This window comes from Caballeronia sp. LZ043 (genome assembly GCF_031451075.1).
Lineage (GTDB): Bacteria > Pseudomonadota > Gammaproteobacteria > Burkholderiales > Burkholderiaceae > Caballeronia.
Map to the genome: position 1 here is coordinate 1,229,278 of NZ_JARUXT010000001.1, position 23,213 is coordinate 1,252,490.

Here is a 23,213-nt window from a genome sequence, read left to right on the forward strand (position 1 = left end):
TCAGCCGATCTGCTCCAGTTCCTCGTGCGTGTCGAGCCATTCCATTTCGAGCGTTTCGAGACGCGCACCGACTTCGCCCTGACGACGGAGCGTCTCGGTCAGCCGGGTCTTCAAGGCCGTGTCATAGCTCGCGGGATCGGCGACGAACGCATCGAGTTCGGCTTTCTCGGCGTTGAGCGTGTCCATTTCCTTTTCGATCTTCTTGATGCGCGTCTGCAGCGGCTTCTTCAGATGCGCAAGCTTCTGCCGCTCCTGCGCGTCCTGCCGACGCTGTTCGCGCCGGTTCACGCCGCTGTCCTGCGCCTCGCCCGCCGCCGCCGCGCCCGCTTCCCGAGCCGCCGCGCGCGTTTCGGCGGCATGTTGCAGCATCCAGTCGCGGTAGTCGTCGAGGTCGCCGTCGAACGGATGAAGCCGATGTTTCGCGACCAGCATGAAGGTGTCCGTGGTCGCGCGCAGCAGATGGCGGTCGTGCGACACCAGGATCAGCGTGCCTTCGAACTGCGCGAGCGCCATGGTCAGCGCATGACGGGTTTCGAGGTCGAGGTGATTGGTCGGTTCGTCGAGCAGCAGCAGGTTCGGCTTTTGCCAGATGATCAGCGCCAGCGCCAGCCGCGCTTTCTCGCCGCCGGAGAAGGGCGCGATTTTCGCCGTGGCCATGTCGCCGGAGAAGTTGAAGCTGCCGAGGAAATCGCGCAATTCCTGTTCGCGCGCGTCGGGGGCGAGGCGCGCGAGATGCTGGAGCGGCGAATCGTCGGGACGCAGGGTTTCCAGCTGATGCTGAGCAAAATAGCCGATCTGCAGACCGCGCCCCTGGCGCACGTCGCCCGACAACGGCGCGAGCGTGTGCGCCAGGGTCTTGATGAGCGTGGACTTGCCCTGGCCGTTGGCGCCGAGCAGGCCGATGCGCTGGCCGTTCTGGATGGACAGCGACACGCCCTCGACAATCGGAATCTCGCCGCCTTCCTCACTGTGATAGCCGCAGCGCACGTCCTCCATGACCATCATCGGATTGGGCGCCGCGTCGGGTTCGCGGAACTCGAACGTGAACGGCGAACTCGCGTGCGCCGGCGCGATCAGCTCCATCTTTTCGAGCGCCTTCACTCGGCTCTGCGCCTGCTTGGCCTTGGTGGCCTTCGCCTTGAAGCGGTTGATGAAGCTTTGCAGGTGCGCGACCGTCTTCTGCTGCTTCTCATAGGCGCTCTGCTGCAGCGCGATCTGCTGGGCGCGCAGCACTTCGAACTGGCTGTAGTTGCCGCCGTAGCGCTTGACCTGACGATTTTCCAGATGCAGCGTGACGTTGCAGACCGCATCGAGAAACTCGCGGTCGTGCGAAATCACGACCAGCGTGCCCGGATAGCGCGCGAGCCAGTCTTCCAGCCAGACAATGGCGTCCAGATCCAGGTGATTGGTCGGTTCGTCGAGCAGCAGGAGGTCCGACGGGCACATCAGCGCCTGGGCGAGATTCAGCCGCATGCGCCAGCCGCCCGAAAAGCTGGAAACGGGCTCACGCGTTTGCTCCAGCGTGAAGCCGAGGCCCAGCAGCAAGGTTTCGGCGCGAGCGGGGGCGGTGTAGCCGTCGGCATCCGCGAAGGCGGCGTGCGCTTCGGCTTCGGCGGCGCCGTCGTGCGCGGCGGAGGCAGCCGCGATGCGGGCTTCGATGTCCCGCAGGCGGGTATCGCCGTCCAACGTGTACTCGAGCGCGCTGCGGTGTACGGCGGGCGTTTCCTGCGCGACATGGGCAATGCGCCACGACGGCGGCATGGAAAAGTCGCCGCCGTCCGCGTGCAGTTCCCCGCGCAGCACGGAGAAGAGCGTGGACTTGCCTGCGCCATTGGCGCCGACGAGACCGGCTTTTTCGCCCGGATTGAGCGTGAAGCTGGTGTCTTCGAAAAGCGGCTTGGTGCCGCGCGACAGGCTGAACTGGTTGAAGCGGATCACGTGCGTAGGGCGGCGAAGGGGGCGCGGCTTGAAGAGAAAGCGCTATTTTAGACCGGACCGATCGCGCCACAGGGGTCGTCCGTTCGGCCGATGGCAGGCATTCGCGCGGCGGGTTAGCATCCCGGGACTTTCATCGAATGCGCATAGCGCGCCTTTCAGGAGCAGGATCATGAGCGAATCCATGAGCACACCCGGCACGGACATCTACGGTTTTTCGGCCGAAACCCTCGGCGGCGGCACCGTCACCCTGGACCAGTACCGGGACAAGGTGCTGCTGATCGTCAACACGGCGAGCGAATGCGGCTTCACGCCGCAATACAAGGGCTTGCAGGCGGTCTATCAGCAGCTCGCCGCGCGCGGCTTCGAGGTGCTGGGCTTTCCCTGCAACCAGTTCGGCAAGCAGGAGCCCGGCGACGCCGCGCAAATCGGTGCGTTCTGCGAGCAGAACTACGGCGTCACCTTCCCGATGTTCGCGAAGATCGACGTGAACGGCGCGAACGCCCATCCGCTCTTCAAGTACCTGAAGGACAAGGAACCCGGGCTGCTCGGCATCGAGGCCATCAAATGGAATTTCACGAAGTTCCTCGTGGACCGCAACGGCGCCGTGGTCAAGCGCTATGCGCCGCAGACCAAGCCCGAGGCGATCGTCGAGGACATCGAAAAGCTGCTCTGAGGCTTCAGAGGATCGGCGAGAACAGCCGCGCCACGTGCATCGCCATGCGCCGCCAGAACACGGCGCCGCGATAATCGTTGGTGTCGATCTCGACGGAATGCGCGAAATCGGCATCCAGCATCGCTTCCACTTCGGCTGCGAAAGCGCGGTCCACGGTGAGCACCGTGATTTCGAAGTTCAGGCGGAACGAACGGTTGTCGAGGTTCGCGCTGCCCACGGACGCGGCCGTGTCGTCCACGAGCACCACTTTCTGATGCAGGAAGCCCGGCTGGTAGCGGAAGATGCGCACGCCCGCCTGCACGAGGTCGTAGGCGAAGAGTTTCGACGCCGCGAACACCACGTGATGATCGCGCCGGCTCGGAATCAGGATGCGCACGTCCACGCCGCGCAGCACCGCGAGACGAAGCGCGGAAAACACGGCTTCGTCGGGAATCAGGTAGGGCGAAGTGATCCAGATGCGCTCGCGCGCCGCATTGATCGCTTCGACGAAGAACAGCGAGCAGGTTTCCTGCTTGTCGGCGGGGCCGCTCGACAGCACCATGCAATGCATGTTCTCGTCCGAATGCGGTGCGGGACCGAGTTCGGGCAGGCGCTGCGTGGCCCAGTACCAGTCCTCGGTGAAGACGAACTGGATGCTGGCGATGGCCGGTCCGCGCACTTCCACATGGGTGTCGCGCCAGGGCGAGAGACGCGGATTGCCGCCGAGATACTCGACGCCCACGTTGTGACCGCCAACGAACGCGCGCTTGCCGTCCACCACCACGATCTTGCGGTGATTGCGGAAGTTGATCTGAAAGCGGTGGACGAACTTGCGCTTGGCCGCGAACGGATGGGTTTCCACGCCGCCCGCGCGCAGTGCGTTCACGTAGCGGTGCGGCAGGTCGAAGCTGCCGACGCTGTCATACAGGAAGTACACGCGCACGCCTGCCTGCGCCCGGCGGATGAGCGCGTCCTTCAGCATCTCGCCGAGGGCGTCGTCGCGCACGATGAAGAACTGCACGACCACGTAGTGCTCGGCGGTGGCAATGGCGTCGAGGATCGCGGCGAAGGTGGCGTCGCCGTTCACCAGCACGCGCACCGAATTGCCGCGCAGGAACGGCATGCCGGACAGGCGCTGCAGCGTGCGGATGGTCGGGTTGCCGAGATAGGCGGCCGGTCCCGGCGCCAGTTCGCCGCGCGCGCCTGAAGAATCCAGAGCGGGCAGGGTGTCGGGCGCATCGCTGCGTGCGCCGGAATCCCATTCGGCGGGTTTCGAGCGGCTGCGCAGGATATCGAGTTCGAGGCGGCGCTCGTCGATATAGCCGGCGAACTTGCTGCGGCCGAGGAACAGGTAGGGGATGAGCGTGAAGTAAGGCATCGCGACCAGCGACACGGCCCACGCCACCGCGCCTTGCGAGGTGCGCGTATGAATCACGGCATGGATCGCGGCGATCACGCCCAGCACGTGCGCGGCGATCACCAGCGTGCCTATGTGGAGCCAGTCCGATGCTTGCATAGACGCGAAACGGGAGAGGAAAAAGGGTAGGCTGACGGCGATTCGCCATCTTACCCAAGCCTTCCGCGCGAAGTGTCAGCAATCGTTGCAGCGGGCGCCGTGCAGTGTCGCGAAGTCGTGCCGCGACGCCCGGTCGTGCGGTCTCAGGCCGGCAAGTCGGCGGCCTGGATCAGGAACACGTTGTCGTCGCCGGCGCTGGTCGAGAGCCAGACGAGATCGAGGCCGCCCAGCGCCGCTTCCACATTTGCCCGCTCGTTGCCGATCTCGACCACCAGCACGCCGTCTTCGGTCAGCCACTTGCCCGCTTCGCGCACGATGCGCCGCACCACGTCCATGCCGTCCGCGCCGCCCGCCAGCGCCAGTTCCGGCTCGTGCTGGTACTCGCGCGGCAGCGCCTGCATCGACTCGGCGTTGACGTAGGGCGGGTTCGAGAGGATCACCTCGTAGCGCGTGGTCGGCAGCGGCGCGTACAGGTCGCCTTCGAACAGGGTCACGCGCGTGTCGAGTCCATAGTCGTCGACGTTGCGGCGCGCCACCGCGAGCGCGTCCGCGGAAATGTCGACGGCATCGACATCGGCATGGTCGAACGCGTGCGCCGCGAGAATCGCGAGGCAGCCCGAGCCGGTGCAGAGTTCGAGCACGCGCGTCACCTGATCGGGGTCCGCCACGTAGGGTTGCAGGCCGTCCTGCAGCAATTCGCCGATGAACGAGCGCGGCACGATCACGCGCTCGTCCACGTAGAAGCGGTTGCCGTGCATCCACGCTTCCTGCGTGATGTAGGCAGCGGGCACGCGCTCGGTCGCGCGGCGTTCGATCACCTTCATCACGGCGTCGATTTCATGGTCGAGCAGGCGCGCGTCGAGGAACGGGTCGAGCGTGTCGAGCGGCAGATGCAGCGTATGCAGGATCAGATAGGCGGCTTCGTCGTAGGCATTGGTCGTGCCATGGCCGAACGAGAGTCCGGCTTGCGTGAAACGCGAGACGCCGAAGCGCAGCAGGTCGCGCACGGTCGTGAAGGGTAGCGCCATGGAAGGCTCCTGTTTGTTGTCGGACTGGATTGAGCGGACCGTTTCAGGCGATGAGCCGTTCCAGCACGCGGCGGTACACGTTTTTCAACGGCTCGATGAAGCGCACTTCCACATGCTCGTCGATCTTGTGGATGGTGCCGTTCGGCGGGCCGAATTCCACGACCTGATCGCAGATTTGCGCAATGAAGCGTCCATCCGACGTCCCGCCGGTCGTCGACAGCTCGGTGCGCACGCCGGTTTCGTCGTGGATGGCCTGCTCCAGCGCGTCGGACAGCGCGCCGCGCGGCGTCAGGAAGGGCAGGCCGCTGACGGTCCACGTCAGGTCGTAGTCGAGGCCGTGCCGGTCGAGGATCGCGTGGACGCGGGCCTGCAGTCCTTCCACCGTGCTCGCCGTCGAGAAGCGGAAGTTGAACATCAGGTCCGCGTGGCCGGGAATGATGTTGGTGGCGCCGGTGCCGGAGTGCAGGTTGGACACCTGCCAGGTGGTCGGCGGGAAGTATTCGTTGCCGTCGTCCCATTTTTCCGCGACGAGTTCCGTCAGCGCCGGGGCCAGCAGATGTACCGGATTCTTCGCCAGATGCGGATAGGCAATATGCCCCTGCACACCCTTGACGATGAGCTTGCCGCTCATCGAGCCGCGCCGGCCGTTCTTGACCATGTCGCCGAGCGTCGCGCTCGACGTCGGCTCGCCGACGATGCAGTAGTCGAGCCGCGTGCCGCGCGCCTTCAGCGCTTCGACGACCTTGATGGTGCCGTCGGTGGCGGGGCCTTCCTCGTCGCTGGTGATCAGGAACGCGAGCGTGCCGCGATGCTGCGGATGCTGCGCGACGAACTCCTCGCTCGACACGACGAACGCCGCCAGCGACGCCTTCATGTCCGCCGCGCCGCGGCCGTAGAGCTTGCCGTCGCGGTGGGTCGGCGTGAAGGGCGGCGAGGTCCACTGTTCGAGCGGGCCGGTGGGCACGACATCGGTGTGGCCCGCGAAGGCGAGCAGCTTGCCGGACGGGTCCGTGCCGGGCTTCACGGCCCACAGGTTGGTGACGCCGCCCGATTCGATCGTTTCGCAGTCGAAGCCGAGCGCGGCGAGCCGCTCGATCATCAGCGCCTGACAGGCCTGGTCGTCGGGCGTGACGGAGGCGCGCTCGATCAGCGCTTCGGTGAGGGAAAGGGTGCCGGACATGGTGAATTCACGTAGGTGCGATGAAAAATGCCGGCGCGCGGGCCGGCACTCGAAGCAAGCGGGCGATGACCGTAAGAGGCACAGTCATCGCGGGGACTCAGGCGAAGAGCGTGTCGTACTGCTCGGCGGAAAAACCGAGCGTCTTCACGCGCCCGTTCACGACGATTACCGGCCGCTTGATGATGGACGGCTTGTGGATCATCAGTGCAATGGCGCCGGCCGTGGTGCCGGCCTCGGCCTTGTGGACCTCCGACAAACCGCGCCAGGTGGTGCCGCGCTTGTTGATGAGCTGTTCCAGCGGCACGTCCTTGAGCCAGTCCTGGATCAGCGCGGTCGAAACGCCGGCCTTCTTGAAGTCGTGGAACTCGAACGGCACGCCGTGCTCTTCCAGCCACACGCGCGCTTTCTTCACGGTGTCGCAGTTCGGAATGCCGTAGACGACGGTGGTTGGAGTCGAGCCGCGGGCCACGTTCAGTCGCCTCGCAGCAGTTCGTTCAGGCCGACCTTGGCGCGCGTCTTGGCGTCGACCTTCTTGACGATCACGGCGCAGTACAGGCTGTGCGAACCGTCCTTCGACGGCAGGTTGCCCGCCACCACCACCGAGCCCGCCGGGATGCGGCCGTAGCTGACTTCACCGGTTTCGCGGTCGTAGATCTTGGTGGATTGACCGAGGTACACGCCCATCGAGATGACCGAGTTTTCTTCGACGATCACGCCTTCCACCACTTCCGAGCGCGCGCCGATGAAGCAGTTGTCCTCGATGATGACCGGGTTCGCCTGCAGCGGCTCCAGCACGCCGCCGATGCCCACGCCGCCCGACAGGTGCACGTTCTTGCCGATCTGCGCGCACGAGCCGACGGTGGCCCAGGTATCGACCATCGTGCCTTCGTCGACGTAGGCGCCGATGTTGGTGTACGACGGCATCAGCACGACGTTCTTCGCGATGAACGAGCCGCGGCGCGCGATGGCCGGCGGCACGACGCGGAAGCCGCCTGCCGCGAAGTCTTCCGCGGTGTAGTTCGCGAACTTCGAGGGCACCTTGTCGTAGAACTGCGAGTAGCCGCCGGCGGGCATCGGCGCGTTGTCTTCGAGGCGGAACGACAGCAGCACGGCCTTCTTGAGCCACTGGTTCACGGTCCACTCGCCGTCGCGCTTTTCAGCGACGCGCATGTGACCCTTGTCCAGTTGTTCGATGGCGTGCGCGACGGCTTCGCGGACTTCGGCGGGCGCGGCCTTGGGCGAGAGCTCGGCGCGGTTGTCCCAGGCGGTATCGATGATGCTCTGAAGTTGTTGCGACATAGTAGGGTTCGAGGATGGGTAATCGGGCCGGCTGGCGATGGGTCCGTGAGACTCAGTTCTTCAAGCTCAGGACGCGAGCGAGCGGCAGAATTCGACGATGCGGCGTGCGCCTTCGACACATTCCCCGGTTTCGGCTACCAGCGCGATGCGCACGAAGCCGACGCCGGGATTCGTGCCATGCGCCGCGCGAGCGAGGAAGGAGCCCGGCAGAACGGTCACATTATAGTCGGCGTACAGGCGCGCCGCGAACTCGGTATCCGTCAGGCCAGTGCGTTCGACGTTCGCCCAGAGATAGAACGCGGCGTCCGGCAGGCGCACGTCGAGCACCTCGGCGAGCATCGGCGTGACGGTCGTGAACTTCTCCACATACTTCGCGCGGTTTTCGCGCACGTGCGTTTCGTCTTGCCAGGCGGCGATGCTCGCGCGCTGGAACATCGTCGACAAGGCCGCGCCGTGATACGTGCGATACAGCAGGAAGTCCTTCAGGATCGCTGCGTCGCCGGCGACGAAGCCCGAGCGCATGCCCGGCACGTTCGAGCGTTTCGACAGGCTCGACAGCATGACCAGACGCTCGAAGCCGCGGCCGAGCAGGCGGGCTGCTTCAAGGCCGCCGAGCGGGGGCTGCGCTTCGTCGAAGTAGATCTCCGAGTAGCACTCGTCCGAGGCGATCACGAAACCATGTTTGTCCGAGAGCGCGAACAGTTCGCGCCAGTTGTCGAGCGTGAGCACCGCGCCGGTCGGGTTGCCCGGCGAGCACACGTAGAGCAGTTGCGTGCGGGCCCAGATGTCTTCCGGGACAGCGGAGTAATCGCAGGCGAAGTTGCGCGCCGGATCGCTGTTGACGAAGTAGGGCTCGGCGCCAGCGAGCAGCGCGGCGCCTTCGTAGATTTGATAGAACGGGTTCGGACAGAGTACGATGGGCGGCGCTTCGGCCATGCCCGCGCTGCGGCTGTCGATCACGGTCTGCGCGAGCGAGAACAGCGCTTCGCGGGAACCCGATACAGGCAGCACTTCGGTCGCCGGATTCACTTTCTCGAGGCCGTAGCGCTGCATGACCCATGCCGCGATCGCCTTGCGCAATGGCTCGCTGCCGAGCGTCGCCGGGTAGGATGCGAGGCCGTCGAGGGCGGCGATCACCGCGTCGCGGACGAGCGGCGGCGTCGGATGCTTGGGTTCGCCGATGCCGAAGCCGATCGGCGTGAATCCGGCGCGCGGTTCGATGCCTTCGAAAAGCGCCCGAAGCTTTTCGAACGGATAGGGCTGAAGTGTCTTGAGAAGTGGATTCACGGCGTGATCGATAAGCAGGGGTCGACGCGCGAGCGGCATCCGAAGGGCATCGAACGGAACGAGACAGACACTCGCCACCGAGTGCTTTGAACGCGCGCGCAAGGCAAGCTGAAGATTATAGCGCGGGGCCGTATGCGTGAAACGGCCGGCGGTCCGCCGCCTCAAGAGGCTGAACCATCAAACCGGAGACAGTAGTGAAGAAGCACACCATGACCGGCGCGCCGCAATGACCGGCAGTCTGCGCAATGCATGGCCCACGTTCGCGATCATGCTCGGCGCGTCCGTCTGGGGACTCGTCTGGTATCCGATGCGCATGCTCGCCGCCATGGGCTTCACCGGCACCGCCGCGAGCGCCACCACCAGCGCCGCCGCCTGTCTGTTCGTGCTGCTGGTCCGGCGCCGCTCGATCAGCACGCTGTCCTGGCACTGGCTGCTGGTCGCGCTCGGGCTGGCGTCGGGCGTGACCAACCTGGGCTTCGTGTGGGGCGCCATCCACGGCCAGGTGATGCGCGTGCTGCTGCTGTTCTATCTGACACCCGCGTGGACCGCGGTCTTCGCGCACTTCATCCTCAGGGAACGCCTGACGCGCGCCGATGCGTGCCTGTCGCTGCTCTCGCTCGCAGGCGCGGTGACGATGCTCTGGTCGCCCGAGCTGGGGCTTCCGCTGCCCGCCAGCCTCGCCGAGTGGGCAGGGCTGATGGGCGGCATGGGTTTCGCGATGAGCAACGTGCTGATCGTCAAGGTCTCGCGCACGCTGCCCGCCATGAAGGCCGAGATGCGCACCGCCGTGATCTTCGGCGGCGCGGCCTTGCTCGCGTCCCTCGCCACGCTGTTCGAGCCGATGCCCGCGCCGCCCGCCGCCGCGCTTTGGCCGATGGTCGCGTGCATCGTGATCGGGCTCGGCATCGTGCTCGCGGGCAACAACATGATCGTGCAGCTCGGGCTCGCGCGCGTGCCGCCGAATCGCGCGTCCATCATCATGCTGTTCGAACTCGTGGTGACGGCGCTGTCGTCCTGGCTCTTCGCGGGCGAGGTGCCCGGTCCGCGCGAATGGGCGGGCGGTGCGTGCATCGTCGCGGCGTGCGTGCTGTCGGCGTGGGTGCACCGGCGGCGCGTGCCGCCCAGCGTGCCGCGATCGTCGGATTCACCGCGTTCGCCGCACGCGTCCGAGGCGTCCGGCGCGAGCGAACACGCGCCGGAAAGCAAAAAGAAATCGGTTCGCGCGATGGTATGATGGTGTCCGCTTCGCCGGGCCCGGGCGCAGATCCATGCAGCGTACCGGCCCATGACGATCGACGGGCCGCACTGCGGCCTGTCTGCCATTCATCCTCCGTCTCATTCAAAACAGCGATATCGCCGTGCGTCTGACCTCGATAAAACTCGCTGGCTTCAAGTCCTTCGTCGATCCCACGCATTTTCAGGTCCCCGGCCAGCTGGTCGGCGTCGTCGGGCCGAATGGCTGTGGCAAGTCCAACATCATCGATGCCGTGCGCTGGGTGCTCGGCGAATCGCGCGCCTCGGAGCTGCGCGGCGAATCGATGCAGGACGTGATCTTCAACGGCTCGACGGCGCGCAAGCCCGGCAGCCGGGCAAGCGTCGAACTCATTTTCGATAATGCCGACGGCCGCGCCGCCGGCCAATGGAGCAGCTACGGCGAGATCGCGGTCAAGCGCGTGCTCACGCGCGACGGCACCTCCAGCTACTACATCAACAATCTGCCGGCGCGCCGCCGCGACATCCAGGACATCTTCCTCGGCACGGGCCTGGGTCCGCGCGCGTACGCGATCATCGGGCAGGGCATGATCTCGCGGATCATCGAAGCCAAGCCGGAAGAGTTGCGCGTGTTCCTCGAGGAAGCCGCGGGCGTCTCGAAGTACAAGGAGCGCCGCCGCGAAACCGAGAACCGCCTGCACGATACGCGCGAGAACCTGACGCGCGTCGAGGATATCGTTCGCGAACTGGGCGCCAATCTCGAGAAGCTCGAGGCGCAGGCCGTCGTCGCGACGAAGTACAAGGCCTTGCAGGCCGAAGGCGAAGAGAAGCAGCGTCTGCTGTGGCTCTTGCGCAAGAAGGAAGCGGGCAACGAGGCCGAGCGCCAGCAGCGCGCGATCCGCGAGGCGCAGGTCGAGCTCGAAGCCCAGACGGCGCGTCTGCGCGAAGTCGAGGCGCAGCTGGAAACGCTGCGCGTCGCGCACTACAGCGCCAGCGATTCGATGCAGGGCGCGCAGGGCGCGCTCTATGAGGCGAATGCCGAAGTGAGCCGGCTGGAAGCGGAGATCCGCTTCATCGTCGAGTCGCGCAACCGGGTGCAGGCGCAGATCGCCGCGCTTACCGCGCAGCGCGAACAATGGCAGGTTCAGGCGCAGAAGGCGCGCGACGAAATCGATACGGCGACCGAAGCACTGGCCGAGGGCGAGGAAAAGGCGGCCATCGCGCAGGAAAACGCCGCGACGAAACACGATGAACTGCCCGCGCTCGAAGCCCGCTGGCGCGACGCGCAGACGCAGTTGAACGAGGAGCGTGCGGGCATCGCGCGGGCGGAGCAGGCGCTCAAGCTCGAAGCCGCCCATCAGCGCAACGCGGACCAGCAGCTGCAGCAGTTGCAGCAGCGCCAGGAACGTCTGAAGAACGAGGCGAGCGGCCTCGACGCACCGGATGAAGCGCATCTCGAAGAGTTGCGCATGCAACTGGCCGAGAACGAGGAGATTCTCGCGGAAGCCCAGGCGCGTCTCACGGACGCGCAGGAAACCGTGCCGCGTCTGGACGCTGAACGCCGCGCCGCGCAGGAACGCGTGCAGAAGGAAAGCGCGCAGATTCATCAGCTCGAAGCGCGTCTTGCGGCATTGAAGCAGCTTCAGGAAAGCGTGCAGACCGAAGGCAAGGTCCAGCCGTGGCTCGACAAGCATGAGCTCGGCGCGCTGCCGCGTCTGTGGAAGAAGCTGCATGTCGAGGCGGGCTGGGAAGCCGCGCTCGAATCCGTGCTGCGCGAACGCCTGGCTGCGCTCGAGGTGTCGAACCTGGATTGGATCAAGGCCTTCGCCACCGACGCGCCGCCGGCCAAGCTCGCATTTTATTCGCCGCCCGTCGCGGGCAAGCCGGTCGAGACGCCGCAGGGCTTGCGGCCGCTGCTGTCGCTGGTGCGCATCGACGATCCGGGCCTGCGTGCCGTGCTCAACGAATGGCTTGCCGCGACCTTCGTCGCCGACGACCTCGCGCAAGCGCTGGCCCAGCGTCAGCAACTGCCCGATGGCGGCGCATTCGTCGTGAAGGCGGGGCACGTGGTGACGCGCGTGGGCGTGCAGCTCTATGCGTCGGACTCCGAGCAGTCGGGCATGCTCGCGCGGGCGCAGGAAATCGAGAATCTGACCAGGCAGGTACGCGCGCAGGCGCTCTTGTCGGACGAAGCGAAGTCCAACGCCGTGCGTGCCGATGCCGCCCATACGCAGGCCTCGCAGGCGCTTGCCGAAGCCCGCGCCGCCGCCGAGCGCGCCACCCAGCGCGTCCATGCACTGCAGCTCGACGTGCTGAAGCTCGCGCAGGCGCATGAGCGCTATACGCAGCGCAACACGCAGATCGGCGAGGAACTGGAAGAGATCGCCGCGCAGGTCGAAGAGCAGCGTGCGTTGCGCGCCGAGTCCGAAGCCGCGTTCGAGCGTCACGACGGCGAGATCGCCCAGTTGCAGGCGCGCTTCGAGGACAACCAGCTTGCGTTCGAAACCCTCGACGAACAGCTCACGGCCGCGCGCCAGGAACTGCGCGAGCTGGAACGCGCCGCGAGCGATGCCGGTTTTGCCGTGCGCGGCCTGTCCGCAAAGATCGACGAGTACCGGCGCAACATCGACACCGCGCACGACCAGAGCGAGCAGATCGCGGCCACGCTGGAAGACGCCCGCGCCGAGCTCGAGACCATCAACGAGCAGACCGCGCAAACCGGCCTGCACGACGCGCTGGAAGTGCGCGGCGCGCGCGAGGAAGCGCTGCATGCGGCGCGCATCGAACTGGACGACCTGACCGCGCGCCTGCGCCAGTGCGACGAACAGCGTCTGCTGGCCGAGCGCTCGCTGCAGCCGCTGCGCGACCGCATCAACGAATTGCAGTTGAAGGAACAGGCGGCGCGCATCAGCGGCGAGCAGTTCGTCGAGCAGTTGCAGGCGGCGGGCGTCGACGAAGCCGAGCTCGCACAGAAGCTCGCGCCGGACATGAAGCCGTCGTATCTGCAGGGCGAGGTCACGCGCCTGAACAACGCGATCCTCGCGCTGGGGCCGGTCAACATGGCCGCGCTGGAAGAACTCGCCTCGGCGACCGAGCGCAAGCACTTCCTGGACGCCCAGTCGGCCGACCTGACCGGCGCCATCAACACGCTGGAAGATGCAATCCAGAAGATCGACCAGGAAACCCGCGCGCTGCTGCAAGGCACCTTCGATGAAGTGAACCGTCACTTCGGCGAACTGTTCCCGCGGCTGTTTGGCGGCGGGCAGGCGAGGCTCATCATGACCGGCGACGAAATCCTCGACGCCGGCGTGCAGGTGATGGCGCAGCCGCCCGGCAAGAAGAATTCGACCATTCACTTGCTGTCGGGCGGCGAGAAGGCGTTGACCGCAACCGCGCTCGTGTTCGCGATGTTCCAGCTGAATCCGGCACCGTTCTGTCTGCTCGACGAAGTGGACGCGCCGCTCGACGACGCCAACACCGAACGCTTTGCGAACCTGGTGCGCGCGATGGCGGTCAAGACGCAGTTCCTGTTCATCTCGCACAACAAGATCGCGATGGAAATGGCGCAGCAGTTGATCGGCGTGACGATGCAGGAGCAGGGCGTATCGCGCATCGTCGCGGTGGACATGGAATCGGCGGCGGGTTTCGCGCAGAACGGCTGAAGGTCTCGCGGTTCGCGACACTGTTTCACTGAGTCATGGGTTGATTGGGCCGGACGATGATCCGGCGGCGTGCGCAAGGGCGCGGAGTGGCGCGCATCGGCCAGGCGGCGGCGACAAGCCGGAACGCGGTGCGATGCGGGCGACAGATCGCGCGGCGCTTCGTAACGTAAAAGAATGATGGAGCCTGCATGGATGAGTTGACGCTCGGTTTGATTGGAGCCGGTGCCGTGGTGGTGGGCGGCGTGGTGGTGTACAACGCGTGGCAGAACGCCAAGGTGCGGCGCAAGATGCCGCGCCCGATGCCGGACGAAGCCGCCGACGCGCTCGCGCGCCAGGACGCTGACGACGAGCAGCCGTTCATCGAGCCGGTGCGCCAGCCGCGCCGCGAGCCGGCCGCCGGAGACGGCGCCGCCGAGCGTGATTCGCGCGTCGAGCCGAGCTTCGGCACGGCGCAGGCCACGCAGGCAGCCTCGACGCCGCCTGTCGTGCCGGTTCCGCCGGCTGACACGGCCGTCGATCTCCAGGCCGAAGCGACGGCGCCGAACGGCGCAGCCGAAATCTCTGGCGATGACGCCGACGAAACCCGCGCCGAGCCGGTGATGCCTGCCGCGACCACGCATTCGTCGGCGCTGCCGGCGGTCGTGGATCGCCGCATCGATTGCGTCGTGCCTATCCGACTTGCCGCGCCGGTCGCGGGCGACCGCGTGATTCCGCTGGCGCAGCGTCTGCGCCGCGCGGGCACGAAGCCCGTCACGATCGAAGGCAAGCCCGAAGGCGACAGCGCGTGGGAACTGCCGCGCAACGGCGGGCGCTATGAGGAACTGCGCGCGGCGGCGCAACTGGCGAATCGCAGCGGGCCGCTGAATGAACTGGAATTCTCGGAATTCGTGACGGGCGTACAGCGTCTGGCCGACGCGCTCGACGGTGCGCCCGAATTCCCCGACATGATGGAAACGGTCGGCATGGCGCGCGAGCTGGACGGCTTCGCCGCGCAATGCGACGCGCAACTGTCGATCAACATTCTCTCCGACGGCGCGCCGTGGTCCGCCAACTACGTGCAGGCGGTGGCGTCGCAGGACGGCCTGCTGCTGTCGCGCGACGGCACGCGCTTCGTCAAGCTCGACGCGAAGCAGAACCCGGTGTTCATGCTGCTGTTCGGGGACACCAACTTCCTGCGCGACGACCTCACCTACAAGGGCGGCCAGATGATCACGCTGGTGCTCGACGTGCCGGTCGCCGACGAAGACATCCTGCCGTTCCGCCTCATGTGCGATTACGCGAAGTCGCTGTCGGAGCGCATCGGCGCGCGCGTCGTCGACGATCAGCGCCGGCCGCTGCCGGAGTCCGCGCTGCTCGCCATCGAGAAGCAGTTGATGACGCTGTATGCCAAGCTGGAGCAGGCGGGCATGCCGGCCGGATCGCCGGCGACGCGGCGTTTGTTCAGCCAGTAAGCGCAAGGGTTGCACGCGCTGTTCCGGCAGTGAAGACCGCGCCCCGACCGGGGCGCTTTCTTTTGCCTGCTTATCCTGTGCAATGGCGTGTCGAGCCGCATGTGCTGGCCGTTCGGCCGATGCCCCGATTGTCCGATCTTCTGCGACAATCGAACGACTGCCTGTCAGGTTGCAGGATCGCAATCACGGACAGGCGCGATCGATCTCAATCATTCCACAAGCATGTCCGCAAAAACCAGAGCCGAGTCCGCCGCCAGCCGCAAGTCGGGCGCCGCCGTGCCCAGCGCCGATCATCCGGCCGAACGCGCCGCCTGGCTGCGCTCGGAACTGGAGCGCGCGAACTACGCCTATTACGTGCTGGATCAGCCGGACCTGCCCGACGCCGAATACGACACGCTGTTCAAGGAACTGCAGGGCATCGAGAGCGCGCATCCGGACCTGGTCACGCCGGAGTCGCCCACCCAGCGGGTCGGCGGCGAAGTGGCCGAAGGCTTTACGCCGGTCGTGCATGACGTGCCCATGCTGTCGCTCAACAACGGGTTCGCGGACGAGGACATCGCCGCCTTCGACAAGCGCGTGTCCGACGCGCTGGACCAGGCGCCCGTGGACTATGCGTGCGAGCTGAAGTTCGACGGCCTCGCCATCTCGCTGCGCTACGAGGACGGCCGCTTCGTGCAGGCGGCCACGCGCGGCGACGGCGCGACCGGCGAGGACGTCACGGCCAACGTCCGCACCATCCGTTCGATCCCGCTCACGCTGAAGGGCAAGCATGTGCCCAAACGGCTGGACGTGCGCGGCGAAGTGCTGATGTTCAAGCGCGACTTCGAGCGCCTGAACCAGCGGCAGCGCGATGCCGGGCAGCGTGAGTTCGCGAATCCGCGCAATGCGGCAGCGGGCGGCCTGCGCCAGCTCGACTCGAAGATGACCGCGCAGCGCTCGCTGTCGTTCTTCGCGTACGGCATCGGCGTGCTGGACGGCGCCGAGATGCCGGCCACGCATGCCGGCCTGCTCGACTGGTACAAGGACATGGGCTTGCCCGTGAACGCGGAGCGCGCCGTGGTGCAAGGCGCGGACGGCCTGCTCGGCTTCTTCCGCAAGGTGGGCGAGAAGCGCGACAAGCTGCCGTACGACATCGACGGCGTCGTCTACAAGGTCGACCGGCGCGACCAGCAGGAACAACTGGGCTTCGTGTCGCGCGCGCCGCGCTTCGCGCTCGCCCACAAGTTTCCCGCGCAGGAAGCGCTGACGCAGCTCGTCGGCATCGACGTGCAGGTCGGCCGCACCGGCGCCATCACGCCGGTCGCGCGGCTCGCGCCGGTGTTCGTCGGCGGCGCGACGGTCACCAACGCCACGCTGCACAACGAGGACGAAGTGCGGCGCAAGGACATCCGCATCGGCGATACCGTCACCGTGCGGCGCGCGGGCGACGTGATTCCCGAGGTCGTCGGGGCTATTCTCGAGCGGCGTCCCGCGGATGCGCGCGAGTTCGTCATGCCCACGGAATGTCCGGTATGCGGCTCGAAGATCGAACGCCTGCCGGACGAGGCCATTGCACGCTGCACCGGCGGGCTGTTCTGCCCGGCGCAGCGCAAGCAGGCGTTGTGGCACTTCGCGCAGCGCCGGGCGCTCGACATCGACGGACTCGGGGAAAAGATCATCGACCAGCTGGTCGAAGAGAATCTCGTGCGCACGCCCGCCGACCTCTTCAACCTCGGCTTCTCGACGCTCGCGGCGCTCGACCGTTTCGCCGACAAATCCGCGCAGAACCTGCTCGACTCGCTTGAGAAAGCGCGCAACACGACGCTCGCGCGCTTCATCTATGCGCTGGGGATCCGGCACGTCGGCGAATCGACTGCGAAGGATCTCGCGAAGCACTTCGGGTCGCTGGACCCGATCATCAAGGCAACGGTCGAAGAGCTGCTCGAAGTGAACGATGTCGGCCCGATCGTGGCCGAGGCCATCCACAACTTCTTCAGCGAGGCGCACAACCAGCATGTGATCGAACAGTTGCGTCTGAAGGTGTCGTGGCCCGAAGGTCCGCCCGCACCGAAGGCGCCGCAGGGCGTGCTGGCGGGCAAGACCGTCGTGCTGACGGGCACGCTGCCCACGCTCTCGCGTGAAGAAGCCAAGGAAATACTGGAGAACGCCGGGGCGAAAGTCGCCGGATCAGTATCGAAGAAAACCGACTATGTCGTGGCGGGCGCGGAAGCCGGCAGCAAGCTTGCAAAAGCGGAGGAACTCGGCGTTCCGGTGCTCGACGAAGACGGTATGCGCAAGCTCTTGGAAGGAGCCATTCAATGATTCGCGAAATTCTGAAGATGGGCGATCCGCGCTTGTTGCGGATCGCGCAGCCGGTCGAGCACTTCGACACGCCGGAACTGCACGCGCTCGTGCAGGACATGTTCGACACGATGCGCGACGCCAACGGGGCAGGACTGGCCGCGCCGCAAATCGGTGTCGATCTGCAGGTGGTGATCTTCGGCTTCGGCCACAACGAGCGTTATCCCGACGCGCCTTCGGTACCCGAGACGGTGCTGATCAATCCGATCATCTCGCCGAACGGGCATGACATGGAGGAGGGCTGGGAAGGATGCCTGTCCTTGCCGGGGCTGCGCGGCGTGGTGCAGCGCTTCTCGATGATCCGCTATCAAGGCTTCGACCAATATGGCAATGCCATCGAGCGGCTTGCCGAGGGGTTTCATGCGCGCGTCGTGCAGCATGAGTGCGATCACCTGATCGGCAAGCTCTATCCGATGCGCATCACCGACTTCTCGAAGTTCGGCTTCACCGAAGTGCTGTTCCCCGGACTGGATCCGGCCCACGACGACTGACGCCGGGCCGGCGGCATGCGCTGGCTGCATGCGCCGCCCGGGCCTGGAAGGACGCTGGACGGGAGGCCGCTTCACACAACGCGGCCTTGCGTTCAGGCGAGGGTTTTGGAAATGCCGGAGATGTCCGGCTGACGGAACAGCGCGACGTGTTCGGGATTGGCGGTGGCTTGGAGGCGGCCATCGGGCAGGCGTGCGATCACCATTTCACCGACGCCCGGACTCATCACGACGACTTCGTCGCGCAGGGCGAGCAGGGCTTCGAGCCGTCGTCGGCCGCTGACGATTTCGAGGCCGGTTCCGGTTTCCCGCACGATGATTTCAACTGACATGGCCATTCTCCTTCGATGCCGTTCAATGCTTGCCGCCGTTCATCTGGCCGGCGCGGCCATGCGCGTCGCGCCCTGGCCTGCCAGATGTAACGGATCGATGATTCATTTTCTTTAACCAAAAAGCGGTCAAAAAAGAAAAGGCACGATCCGCGATGGATCGTGCCTTTCAGAGCGGTAAAAGTGGCGTGTACGCCACGCGCCGGGCAGGTCCCGACGCGCGGCGTTCAGAAGGATTCGTTGGGTCCGAGATAGCGCCACTGTCCCGGCGGCAGGTTGCCGAGCGTGACGCCGCCCATGCGGATGCGCTTCAGCCCGACCACTTCCAGCCCCACGAGCTCGCACATCCGGCGAATCTGCCGCTTCTTGCCTTCGCGCAGCACGAAGCGCAGTTGCTCGCCGTTCTGCCAGCTGACCTGGGCGGTCTTGAGCGGCACGCCGTCGAGTTCGAGGCCGTGGCGCAGCAGCGCGAGTTGTTCCGCGGGCAGATGCTTGTCGACATCGACGGTATGGTCGCCGAGCCGCACGCGCACCAGATATTCCTTGTCCACTTCCGAATGACCGCCGATCAGCTGCTTCGCGATGCGGCCGTCCTGGGTCAGCACCAGCAGGCCGGTGGAATCGATGTCGAGCCGTCCGGCCGGCGCGAGCGTGCGCAAGTGGCTGGGCGCAAAGCGGATGCCAGCGCGATCCTCTTCCCAGCGATTGGCCGGGGTGATCAGCGTGACGGCCGGCTCGTAGCCATCTTCCGCCTGACCCGACACATAGCCGACCGGCTTGTGCAGAAGGATGGTCACCCGTTGCGACTGCGCCGAGCGCGCTGCGGGCAGCACGTCGATTTCCGCCGTCGGACGGATGCGCGTGCCGAGCGTATCGATCACTTCGCCATCGACGAGGACCCAGCCTTTCTCGATCCATTCGTCGGCTTCGCGGCGCGAGCAGAGACCGAGTTCCGACATGACCTTCGAGAGACGCACGAGGCCGTCGTGGTGGTCGTGATCGCGATGCTTCGGTGCGGATTCGGCGGCGGGCGGCTGGCGCGTGTCGGTGTGACTTGCGCGCGCGGGTGCGCGACTCTCCGTGTTCTTGCGCGGGGCTGGACCGGAGCGCGCATCGGCGCCGAATGACTTGCGCGGGCCGCGCTCGCGGTCGCCGAAGGACGGACGCGTGTCGTCGCCGCGTGGCTTGAATGTGCGACGCTCTTCATCGCCCGCAGGACGCTCGCCACGCGCAGGCGGGCGGCCTTCGAACGATTTGCGCGGGCCGCGTTCGCGGTCACCGAACGCAGGACGCGAATCGTCGCCACGCGGCTTGAATGTGCGACGCTCTTCATCGCCCGCAGGACGCTCGCCACGCGCAGGCGGGCGGCCTTCGAACGATTTGCGCGGGCCGCGTTCGCGGTCACCGAACGCAGCACGCGAATCGTCGCCACGCGGCTTGAAAGGACGACGCTCGTCACCACCCGCAGGACGTTCGCCACGGGCAGGCGGGCGACCTTCAAACGATTTACGCGGACCGCGCTCGCCGAACGCCGGACGCGAATCATCACCACGCGGCTTGAACGTGCGACGCTCGTCACCACCCGCAGCACGTTCGCCACGCGCAGGCGGGCGACCTTCAAACGACTTGCGCGGACCGCGCTCGCGGTCACCAAACGGCGGGCGCGAATCATCGCCACGCGGCTTGAACGGACGACGCTCGTCGCCACCCGCAGGACGCTCGCCACGCGCAGGCGGGCGACCTTCAAACGACTTGCGCGGACCACGTTCACGCTCACCAAACGTCGGACGCGAATCATCGCCACGCGGCTTGAACGGACGACGCTCGTCGCCACCCGCAGCACGCTCGCCACGCGCCGGCGGTCGCCCTTCGAACGATTTGCGCGGACCACGCTCACGCTCACCGAACGCCGGACGCGAATCATCGCCTCGCGGCTTGAACGTGCGTCGCTTATCACCACCCGCAGCACGCTCGCCACGCGCCGGCGGCCGGCCTTCGAACGATTTGCGCGGCGCGTCGCCGCGATGCTCCCCGGCCGACGGCTTCGCACGTGCAGGCCGAGCTTCATCCGGCACGGCGGGCCGCGCAGGCTTGCGCCCGGTGGAGGTGCCGGTCCGGACCGGCGAACGCGTGGCCGAGGTCGGACGCGGATGTTTGGCTGTCAGTTTGACGCGCATAAATTCTCAGGCTGCGATCGCGCGCAGCAGTTCGGTTTCGACCTGGATCTGGGTGCGGTTGTTCGACAGGCTCTTGCCGTCGATCAGGAACACGTCCTCGACGCGTTCGCCGAGCGTATTGATCCGCGCCGCCTGCACGCCGATCCGGTGTTGCGCGAGCACCCGCGCGATCGAATAAAGAAGGCCCTGCCGGTCGTTGGCGGACACGGACAGGATGTAGTACTGGCCGCGGTCGTCGGGACGCAGGTCCACGCGCGGCGTGATCGGAAACGTCCGCACGAGCCGCGAGACGCGGCCCTTCGACGGTTCCGGAAGAATGCGCTCGTCGGTCAGCAGCGTGCTCAGTTGCTGTTCGACGAGATTCGCGATGTCGCGATAGCTGCCATCGTGCTCGGGATGCGCGACCAGGAAGTTGTCGAGCGCGTAGCCATGGCGCGTCGTCGTGATGCGGGCATCGAGCACCGACAGGCCATTGCGGTCGAAATACCCGCAGATGCCGGCGAACAGATCCGGGCGATCCTGCACGTACACGAGCACTTGCAAGGCCGCGCCGATCGGCGAGGGCCGGGCGCGCACGATGGGCCGGTCGCTTTCGACGTGCCGGTAGAGCACACGCGTCTGCCAGGCGATATCGGCGGGATCGTGACGCAGGAAGTAGCCGACGTCGAGCTGGTCCCACAGACGCTTCTGCGCGCCTTCGGGGACGGTTTCGAGCCGCAGCAGCGCGAGCGCCGCTTCCTGACGCGACTTCAGTTCCGAGTGCGCATCGGGCTCGGCGCCGCCGAGCACGGCTTGCGTCGCGCGGAACAGATCCTCGAGCAGCTTGCCCTTCCAGTTGTTCCAGACTTTCGGGCTGGTGCCGCGGATATCGGCGACGGTCAGCAGATAGAGCGCCGTCAGGCGCCGCTCGGTGCGCACGACCGAGGCAAAATGCTTGATGACCTCGGGATCGCTCGTGTCCTGTTTCTGCGCGACCTGGCTCATGGTCAGATGCTGCTGCACGAGCCACACGACCAGGTCCGTGTCTTCCTGGCCGAGCTCGTGTTCGCGACAGAAGCGGCGGGCGTCGGCCATGCCGAGCGTCGAGTGATCGCCGCCGCGTCCCTTGGCGATGTCGTGGAACAGCGCCGCGACATACAGCACCCACGGGCGCTCGAAGTTGCCCATCAACTGGCTGCAGAACGGGTACTCGTGCGCGTGTTCCGCGATCGCGAAGCGGCGCAGGTTGCGCAGCACCATCAGGATGTGCTGGTCGACCGTGTAGACGTGATAGAGGTCGTGCTGCATCTGTCCGACGATGCGCCGGAAATTGATCAGATAACGCCCCAGCACACTGGTCTGGTTCATCAGGCGGAAGGCGTGCGTGATGCCTTCGGGCTGCTTCAGGATCTCCATGAACAGCCGGCGGTTGTCCGGATCGCGCCGCCATGCGCGGTCCATCAGGTCGCGTGCGTTGTAGATCGCCCGCAGCGTGCGCGCCGAAAAGCCCTTCACGCCGCGCGTCTGCTCGTACAGCAGGAAGGCTTCGAGAATGGCGTGCGGTTCGTGTTCGAAGACATCGTCGCGGGCAATTTCCAGCATGCCCTGTTTCTCGACGAAGCGGCTGTTGAGCACGCGCGTGATGCCGCTCGTCGACGGAAACAGCTGCGCCTCGACGTTCTGGATCAGGATAGTCGCCAGTTGCGTCACGGCTTTCGCGGCCCAGTAATAGCGGCGCATCAGCTGTTCGCTCGCGCGCTTGGCGGCGGTCGCCTCGAAGCCGAAGCTCTCGGCCAGCGGCGTCTGCAGATCGAATACGAGGATGTCCTGGCGGCGCTTCGCGATCACATGCAGCCGTGCGCGCAGCGCCTTCAGGAAGCCCTCGTTGCGGCGCAGTTCGCGCGCTTCGCGCTCGGTGATGAGGCCGCGCGTGTCGAGTTCGCGCCAGTTGCTGCCGAAGCCCGCCGCGCGCGCGATCCACAGGATCAGTTGAAGGTCGCGCAGGCCGCCGGGGCTTTCCTTGATGTTCGGTTCGAGGCTGTACGGCGTGTCCTGGAACTTCGCGTGACGCTGGCGCATTTCCAGCACCTTCGCCTGGAAGAACGCACGCGGATCGAGCGTCTCGTGATAGCGCTCCGAAAAGCGCTGGTACAGGCGCGTGTCGCCGCAGATGCGCCGTGCCTCGAGCAGCGAGGTCTGCACGGTGATGTCGTTGGCGGCCTCCGCGATGCACTGCTCGACCGAGCGCACGCTGCTGCCGATGTCGAGCCCGAGATCCCACGCCATGCCGATGAAACGCTCGATCCGGCCGTTGAGCTCGGTGTCGGTGTCGGAGGCGCTGTCCGGCAGCAGCACCAGAATGTCGACGTCGGAGAACGGCGCGAGCTCGCCGCGTCCGTAGCCGCCCACCGCGACGAGCGCCGCGTTGTCCGGCATCGCGCAGGCGTGCCAGGCGCCTTTGAGGGCGTCGTCGGTGGCGCGTCCGAGCGCGTGCATCAGCGGCTCGACATTCGAGGTCGTCTGGAAGCGCTCGATGAGCGCTGCCTTCGCGGCCTTGTAGGCGGCGCGCAGGGTTTCACAGGGCGTGGCGACGGCGATGACGCTCATGGCTCGGATCGGCGGGCGGGAGAAGGGGCGGCGCTGCGCGGTGGCGGCGCGCGCCGGAGAGAGTGGAA

Annotated in this window: 16 protein-coding genes; 6 read left to right on the forward strand and 10 right to left on the reverse strand. The window is 66.3% G+C overall.

Annotated elements, in window-relative coordinates; genetic code table 11:
- Window positions 1-1,938: an ATP-binding cassette domain-containing protein gene (locus QCE64_RS05485; RefSeq protein WP_310002994.1), complete on the reverse strand. Its 1,938-nt coding sequence runs from the start codon at window positions 1,936-1,938 to the stop codon at window positions 1-3.
- A gap of 181 nt (window positions 1,939-2,119) precedes the next feature.
- On the opposite strand from QCE64_RS05485, the gene QCE64_RS05490 reads away from it, so the two are divergent.
- Window positions 2,120-2,611 carry a glutathione peroxidase gene (locus QCE64_RS05490; protein ID WP_309811483.1) on the forward strand — a complete coding sequence of 164 codons (492 nt, stop codon included), beginning with the start codon at window positions 2,120-2,122 and terminating at the stop codon, window positions 2,609-2,611.
- Between the two features lie 4 nt (window positions 2,612-2,615).
- Here QCE64_RS05490 and cls read toward each other — a convergent pair whose 3' ends face one another.
- From cls to dapC, 6 genes are all read right to left on the reverse strand, one after another.
- On the reverse strand, window positions 2,616-4,106 hold the full coding sequence (cls, locus tag QCE64_RS05495) for a cardiolipin synthase (RefSeq protein WP_310002996.1): 1,491 nt from the start codon (window positions 4,104-4,106) through the stop codon (window positions 2,616-2,618).
- Between the two features lie 143 nt (window positions 4,107-4,249).
- The gene (gene prmB / locus QCE64_RS05500; protein ID WP_310002999.1) at window positions 4,250-5,134 is read right to left on the reverse strand and encodes a 50S ribosomal protein L3 N(5)-glutamine methyltransferase; all 885 of its coding nucleotides are present in this window, start codon (window positions 5,132-5,134) and stop codon (window positions 4,250-4,252) included.
- Window positions 5,135-5,177: 43 nt separating this feature from the next.
- The gene (gene dapE, locus QCE64_RS05505; protein WP_310003001.1) at window positions 5,178-6,314 is read right to left on the reverse strand and encodes a succinyl-diaminopimelate desuccinylase; all 1,137 of its coding nucleotides are present in this window, start codon (window positions 6,312-6,314) and stop codon (window positions 5,178-5,180) included.
- Between the two features lie 97 nt (window positions 6,315-6,411).
- Window positions 6,412-6,783 (reverse strand): ArsC family reductase, encoded by a 372-nt coding sequence (locus QCE64_RS05510; RefSeq protein ID WP_310003003.1) that lies wholly within the window; start codon window positions 6,781-6,783, stop codon window positions 6,412-6,414.
- Window positions 6,784-6,785: 2 nt separating this feature from the next.
- On the reverse strand, window positions 6,786-7,613 hold the full coding sequence (gene dapD, locus QCE64_RS05515) for a 2,3,4,5-tetrahydropyridine-2,6-dicarboxylate N-succinyltransferase (protein WP_309808060.1): 828 nt from the start codon (window positions 7,611-7,613) through the stop codon (window positions 6,786-6,788).
- Window positions 7,614-7,679: 66 nt separating this feature from the next.
- Window positions 7,680-8,900 (reverse strand): succinyldiaminopimelate transaminase, encoded by a 1,221-nt coding sequence (gene dapC, locus QCE64_RS05520; protein WP_309915448.1) that lies wholly within the window; start codon window positions 8,898-8,900, stop codon window positions 7,680-7,682.
- A gap of 226 nt (window positions 8,901-9,126) precedes the next feature.
- Between dapC and QCE64_RS05525 the strand changes: the two genes are divergently transcribed.
- The 5 genes from QCE64_RS05525 to def all read left to right on the forward strand — a co-directional run bounded on the left by QCE64_RS05525 (window position 9,127) and on the right by def (window position 18,056).
- Window positions 9,127-10,134 (forward strand): DMT family transporter, encoded by a 1,008-nt coding sequence (locus tag QCE64_RS05525; RefSeq protein ID WP_309929761.1) that lies wholly within the window; start codon window positions 9,127-9,129, stop codon window positions 10,132-10,134.
- A 124-nt stretch (window positions 10,135-10,258) separates the two neighbouring features.
- Window positions 10,259-13,774 carry a chromosome segregation protein SMC gene (smc, locus tag QCE64_RS05530; RefSeq protein WP_309915455.1) on the forward strand — a complete coding sequence of 1,172 codons (3,516 nt, stop codon included), beginning with the start codon at window positions 10,259-10,261 and terminating at the stop codon, window positions 13,772-13,774.
- Window positions 13,775-13,962: 188 nt separating this feature from the next.
- Window positions 13,963-15,225 carry a cell division protein ZipA C-terminal FtsZ-binding domain-containing protein gene (locus tag QCE64_RS05535; protein WP_309929765.1) on the forward strand — a complete coding sequence of 421 codons (1,263 nt, stop codon included), beginning with the start codon at window positions 13,963-13,965 and terminating at the stop codon, window positions 15,223-15,225.
- Between the two features lie 222 nt (window positions 15,226-15,447).
- Complete coding sequence (gene ligA, locus QCE64_RS05540; protein ID WP_310003005.1) at window positions 15,448-17,526, forward strand: NAD-dependent DNA ligase LigA; 2,079 nt, start codon at window positions 15,448-15,450, stop codon at window positions 17,524-17,526.
- Entirely contained in the window at window positions 17,523-18,056 is a 534-nt protein-coding gene (gene def / locus QCE64_RS05545) for a peptide deformylase (protein WP_309808066.1), read from the forward strand. The genes ligA and def overlap by 4 nt, the downstream gene beginning before the upstream one ends.
- Window positions 18,057-18,148: 92 nt before the next feature.
- Here the strand turns inward: def and QCE64_RS05550 are convergent, their stop codons facing one another.
- The 3 genes from QCE64_RS05550 to QCE64_RS05560 all read right to left on the reverse strand — a co-directional run bounded on the left by QCE64_RS05550 (window position 18,149) and on the right by QCE64_RS05560 (window position 23,145).
- Window positions 18,149-18,385 carry a hypothetical protein gene (locus tag QCE64_RS05550; RefSeq protein ID WP_309915464.1) on the reverse strand — a complete coding sequence of 79 codons (237 nt, stop codon included), beginning with the start codon at window positions 18,383-18,385 and terminating at the stop codon, window positions 18,149-18,151.
- A 224-nt stretch (window positions 18,386-18,609) separates the two neighbouring features.
- Complete coding sequence (locus QCE64_RS05555; protein ID WP_310003007.1) at window positions 18,610-20,559, reverse strand: pseudouridine synthase; 1,950 nt, start codon at window positions 20,557-20,559, stop codon at window positions 18,610-18,612.
- 6 nt (window positions 20,560-20,565) lie between these two features.
- The gene (locus QCE64_RS05560) at window positions 20,566-23,145 is read right to left on the reverse strand and encodes a [protein-PII] uridylyltransferase (protein WP_309915470.1); all 2,580 of its coding nucleotides are present in this window, start codon (window positions 23,143-23,145) and stop codon (window positions 20,566-20,568) included.
- Between the last annotated feature and the right edge of the window lie 68 nt (window positions 23,146-23,213).

Excerpts from the sequence above, each read along its gene's own strand:
- QCE64_RS05490 (WP_309811483.1), top strand. The coding sequence starts at position 2,120 with ATGAGCACACCCGGCACGGACATCTACGGTTTTTCGGCCGAAACCCTC.
- cls (WP_310002996.1), bottom strand. The coding sequence starts at position 4,106 with ATGCAAGCATCGGACTGGCTCCACATAGGCACGCTGGTGATCGCCGCG.
- prmB (WP_310002999.1), bottom strand. The coding sequence starts at position 5,134 with ATGGCGCTACCCTTCACGACCGTGCGCGACCTGCTGCGCTTCGGCGTC.
- dapE (WP_310003001.1), bottom strand. The coding sequence starts at position 6,314 with ATGTCCGGCACCCTTTCCCTCACCGAAGCGCTGATCGAGCGCGCCTCC.
- dapD (WP_309808060.1), bottom strand. The coding sequence starts at position 7,613 with ATGTCGCAACAACTTCAGAGCATCATCGATACCGCCTGGGACAACCGC.
- QCE64_RS05525 (WP_309929761.1), top strand. The coding sequence starts at position 9,127 with ATGACCGGCAGTCTGCGCAATGCATGGCCCACGTTCGCGATCATGCTC.
- QCE64_RS05535 (WP_309929765.1), top strand. The coding sequence starts at position 13,963 with ATGGATGAGTTGACGCTCGGTTTGATTGGAGCCGGTGCCGTGGTGGTG.
- ligA (WP_310003005.1), top strand. The coding sequence starts at position 15,448 with ATGTCCGCAAAAACCAGAGCCGAGTCCGCCGCCAGCCGCAAGTCGGGC.
- def (WP_309808066.1), top strand. The coding sequence starts at position 17,523 with ATGATTCGCGAAATTCTGAAGATGGGCGATCCGCGCTTGTTGCGGATC.
- QCE64_RS05550 (WP_309915464.1), bottom strand. The coding sequence starts at position 18,385 with ATGTCAGTTGAAATCATCGTGCGGGAAACCGGAACCGGCCTCGAAATC.
- QCE64_RS05555 (WP_310003007.1), bottom strand. The coding sequence starts at position 20,559 with ATGCGCGTCAAACTGACAGCCAAACATCCGCGTCCGACCTCGGCCACG.
- QCE64_RS05560 (WP_309915470.1), bottom strand. The coding sequence starts at position 23,145 with ATGAGCGTCATCGCCGTCGCCACGCCCTGTGAAACCCTGCGCGCCGCC.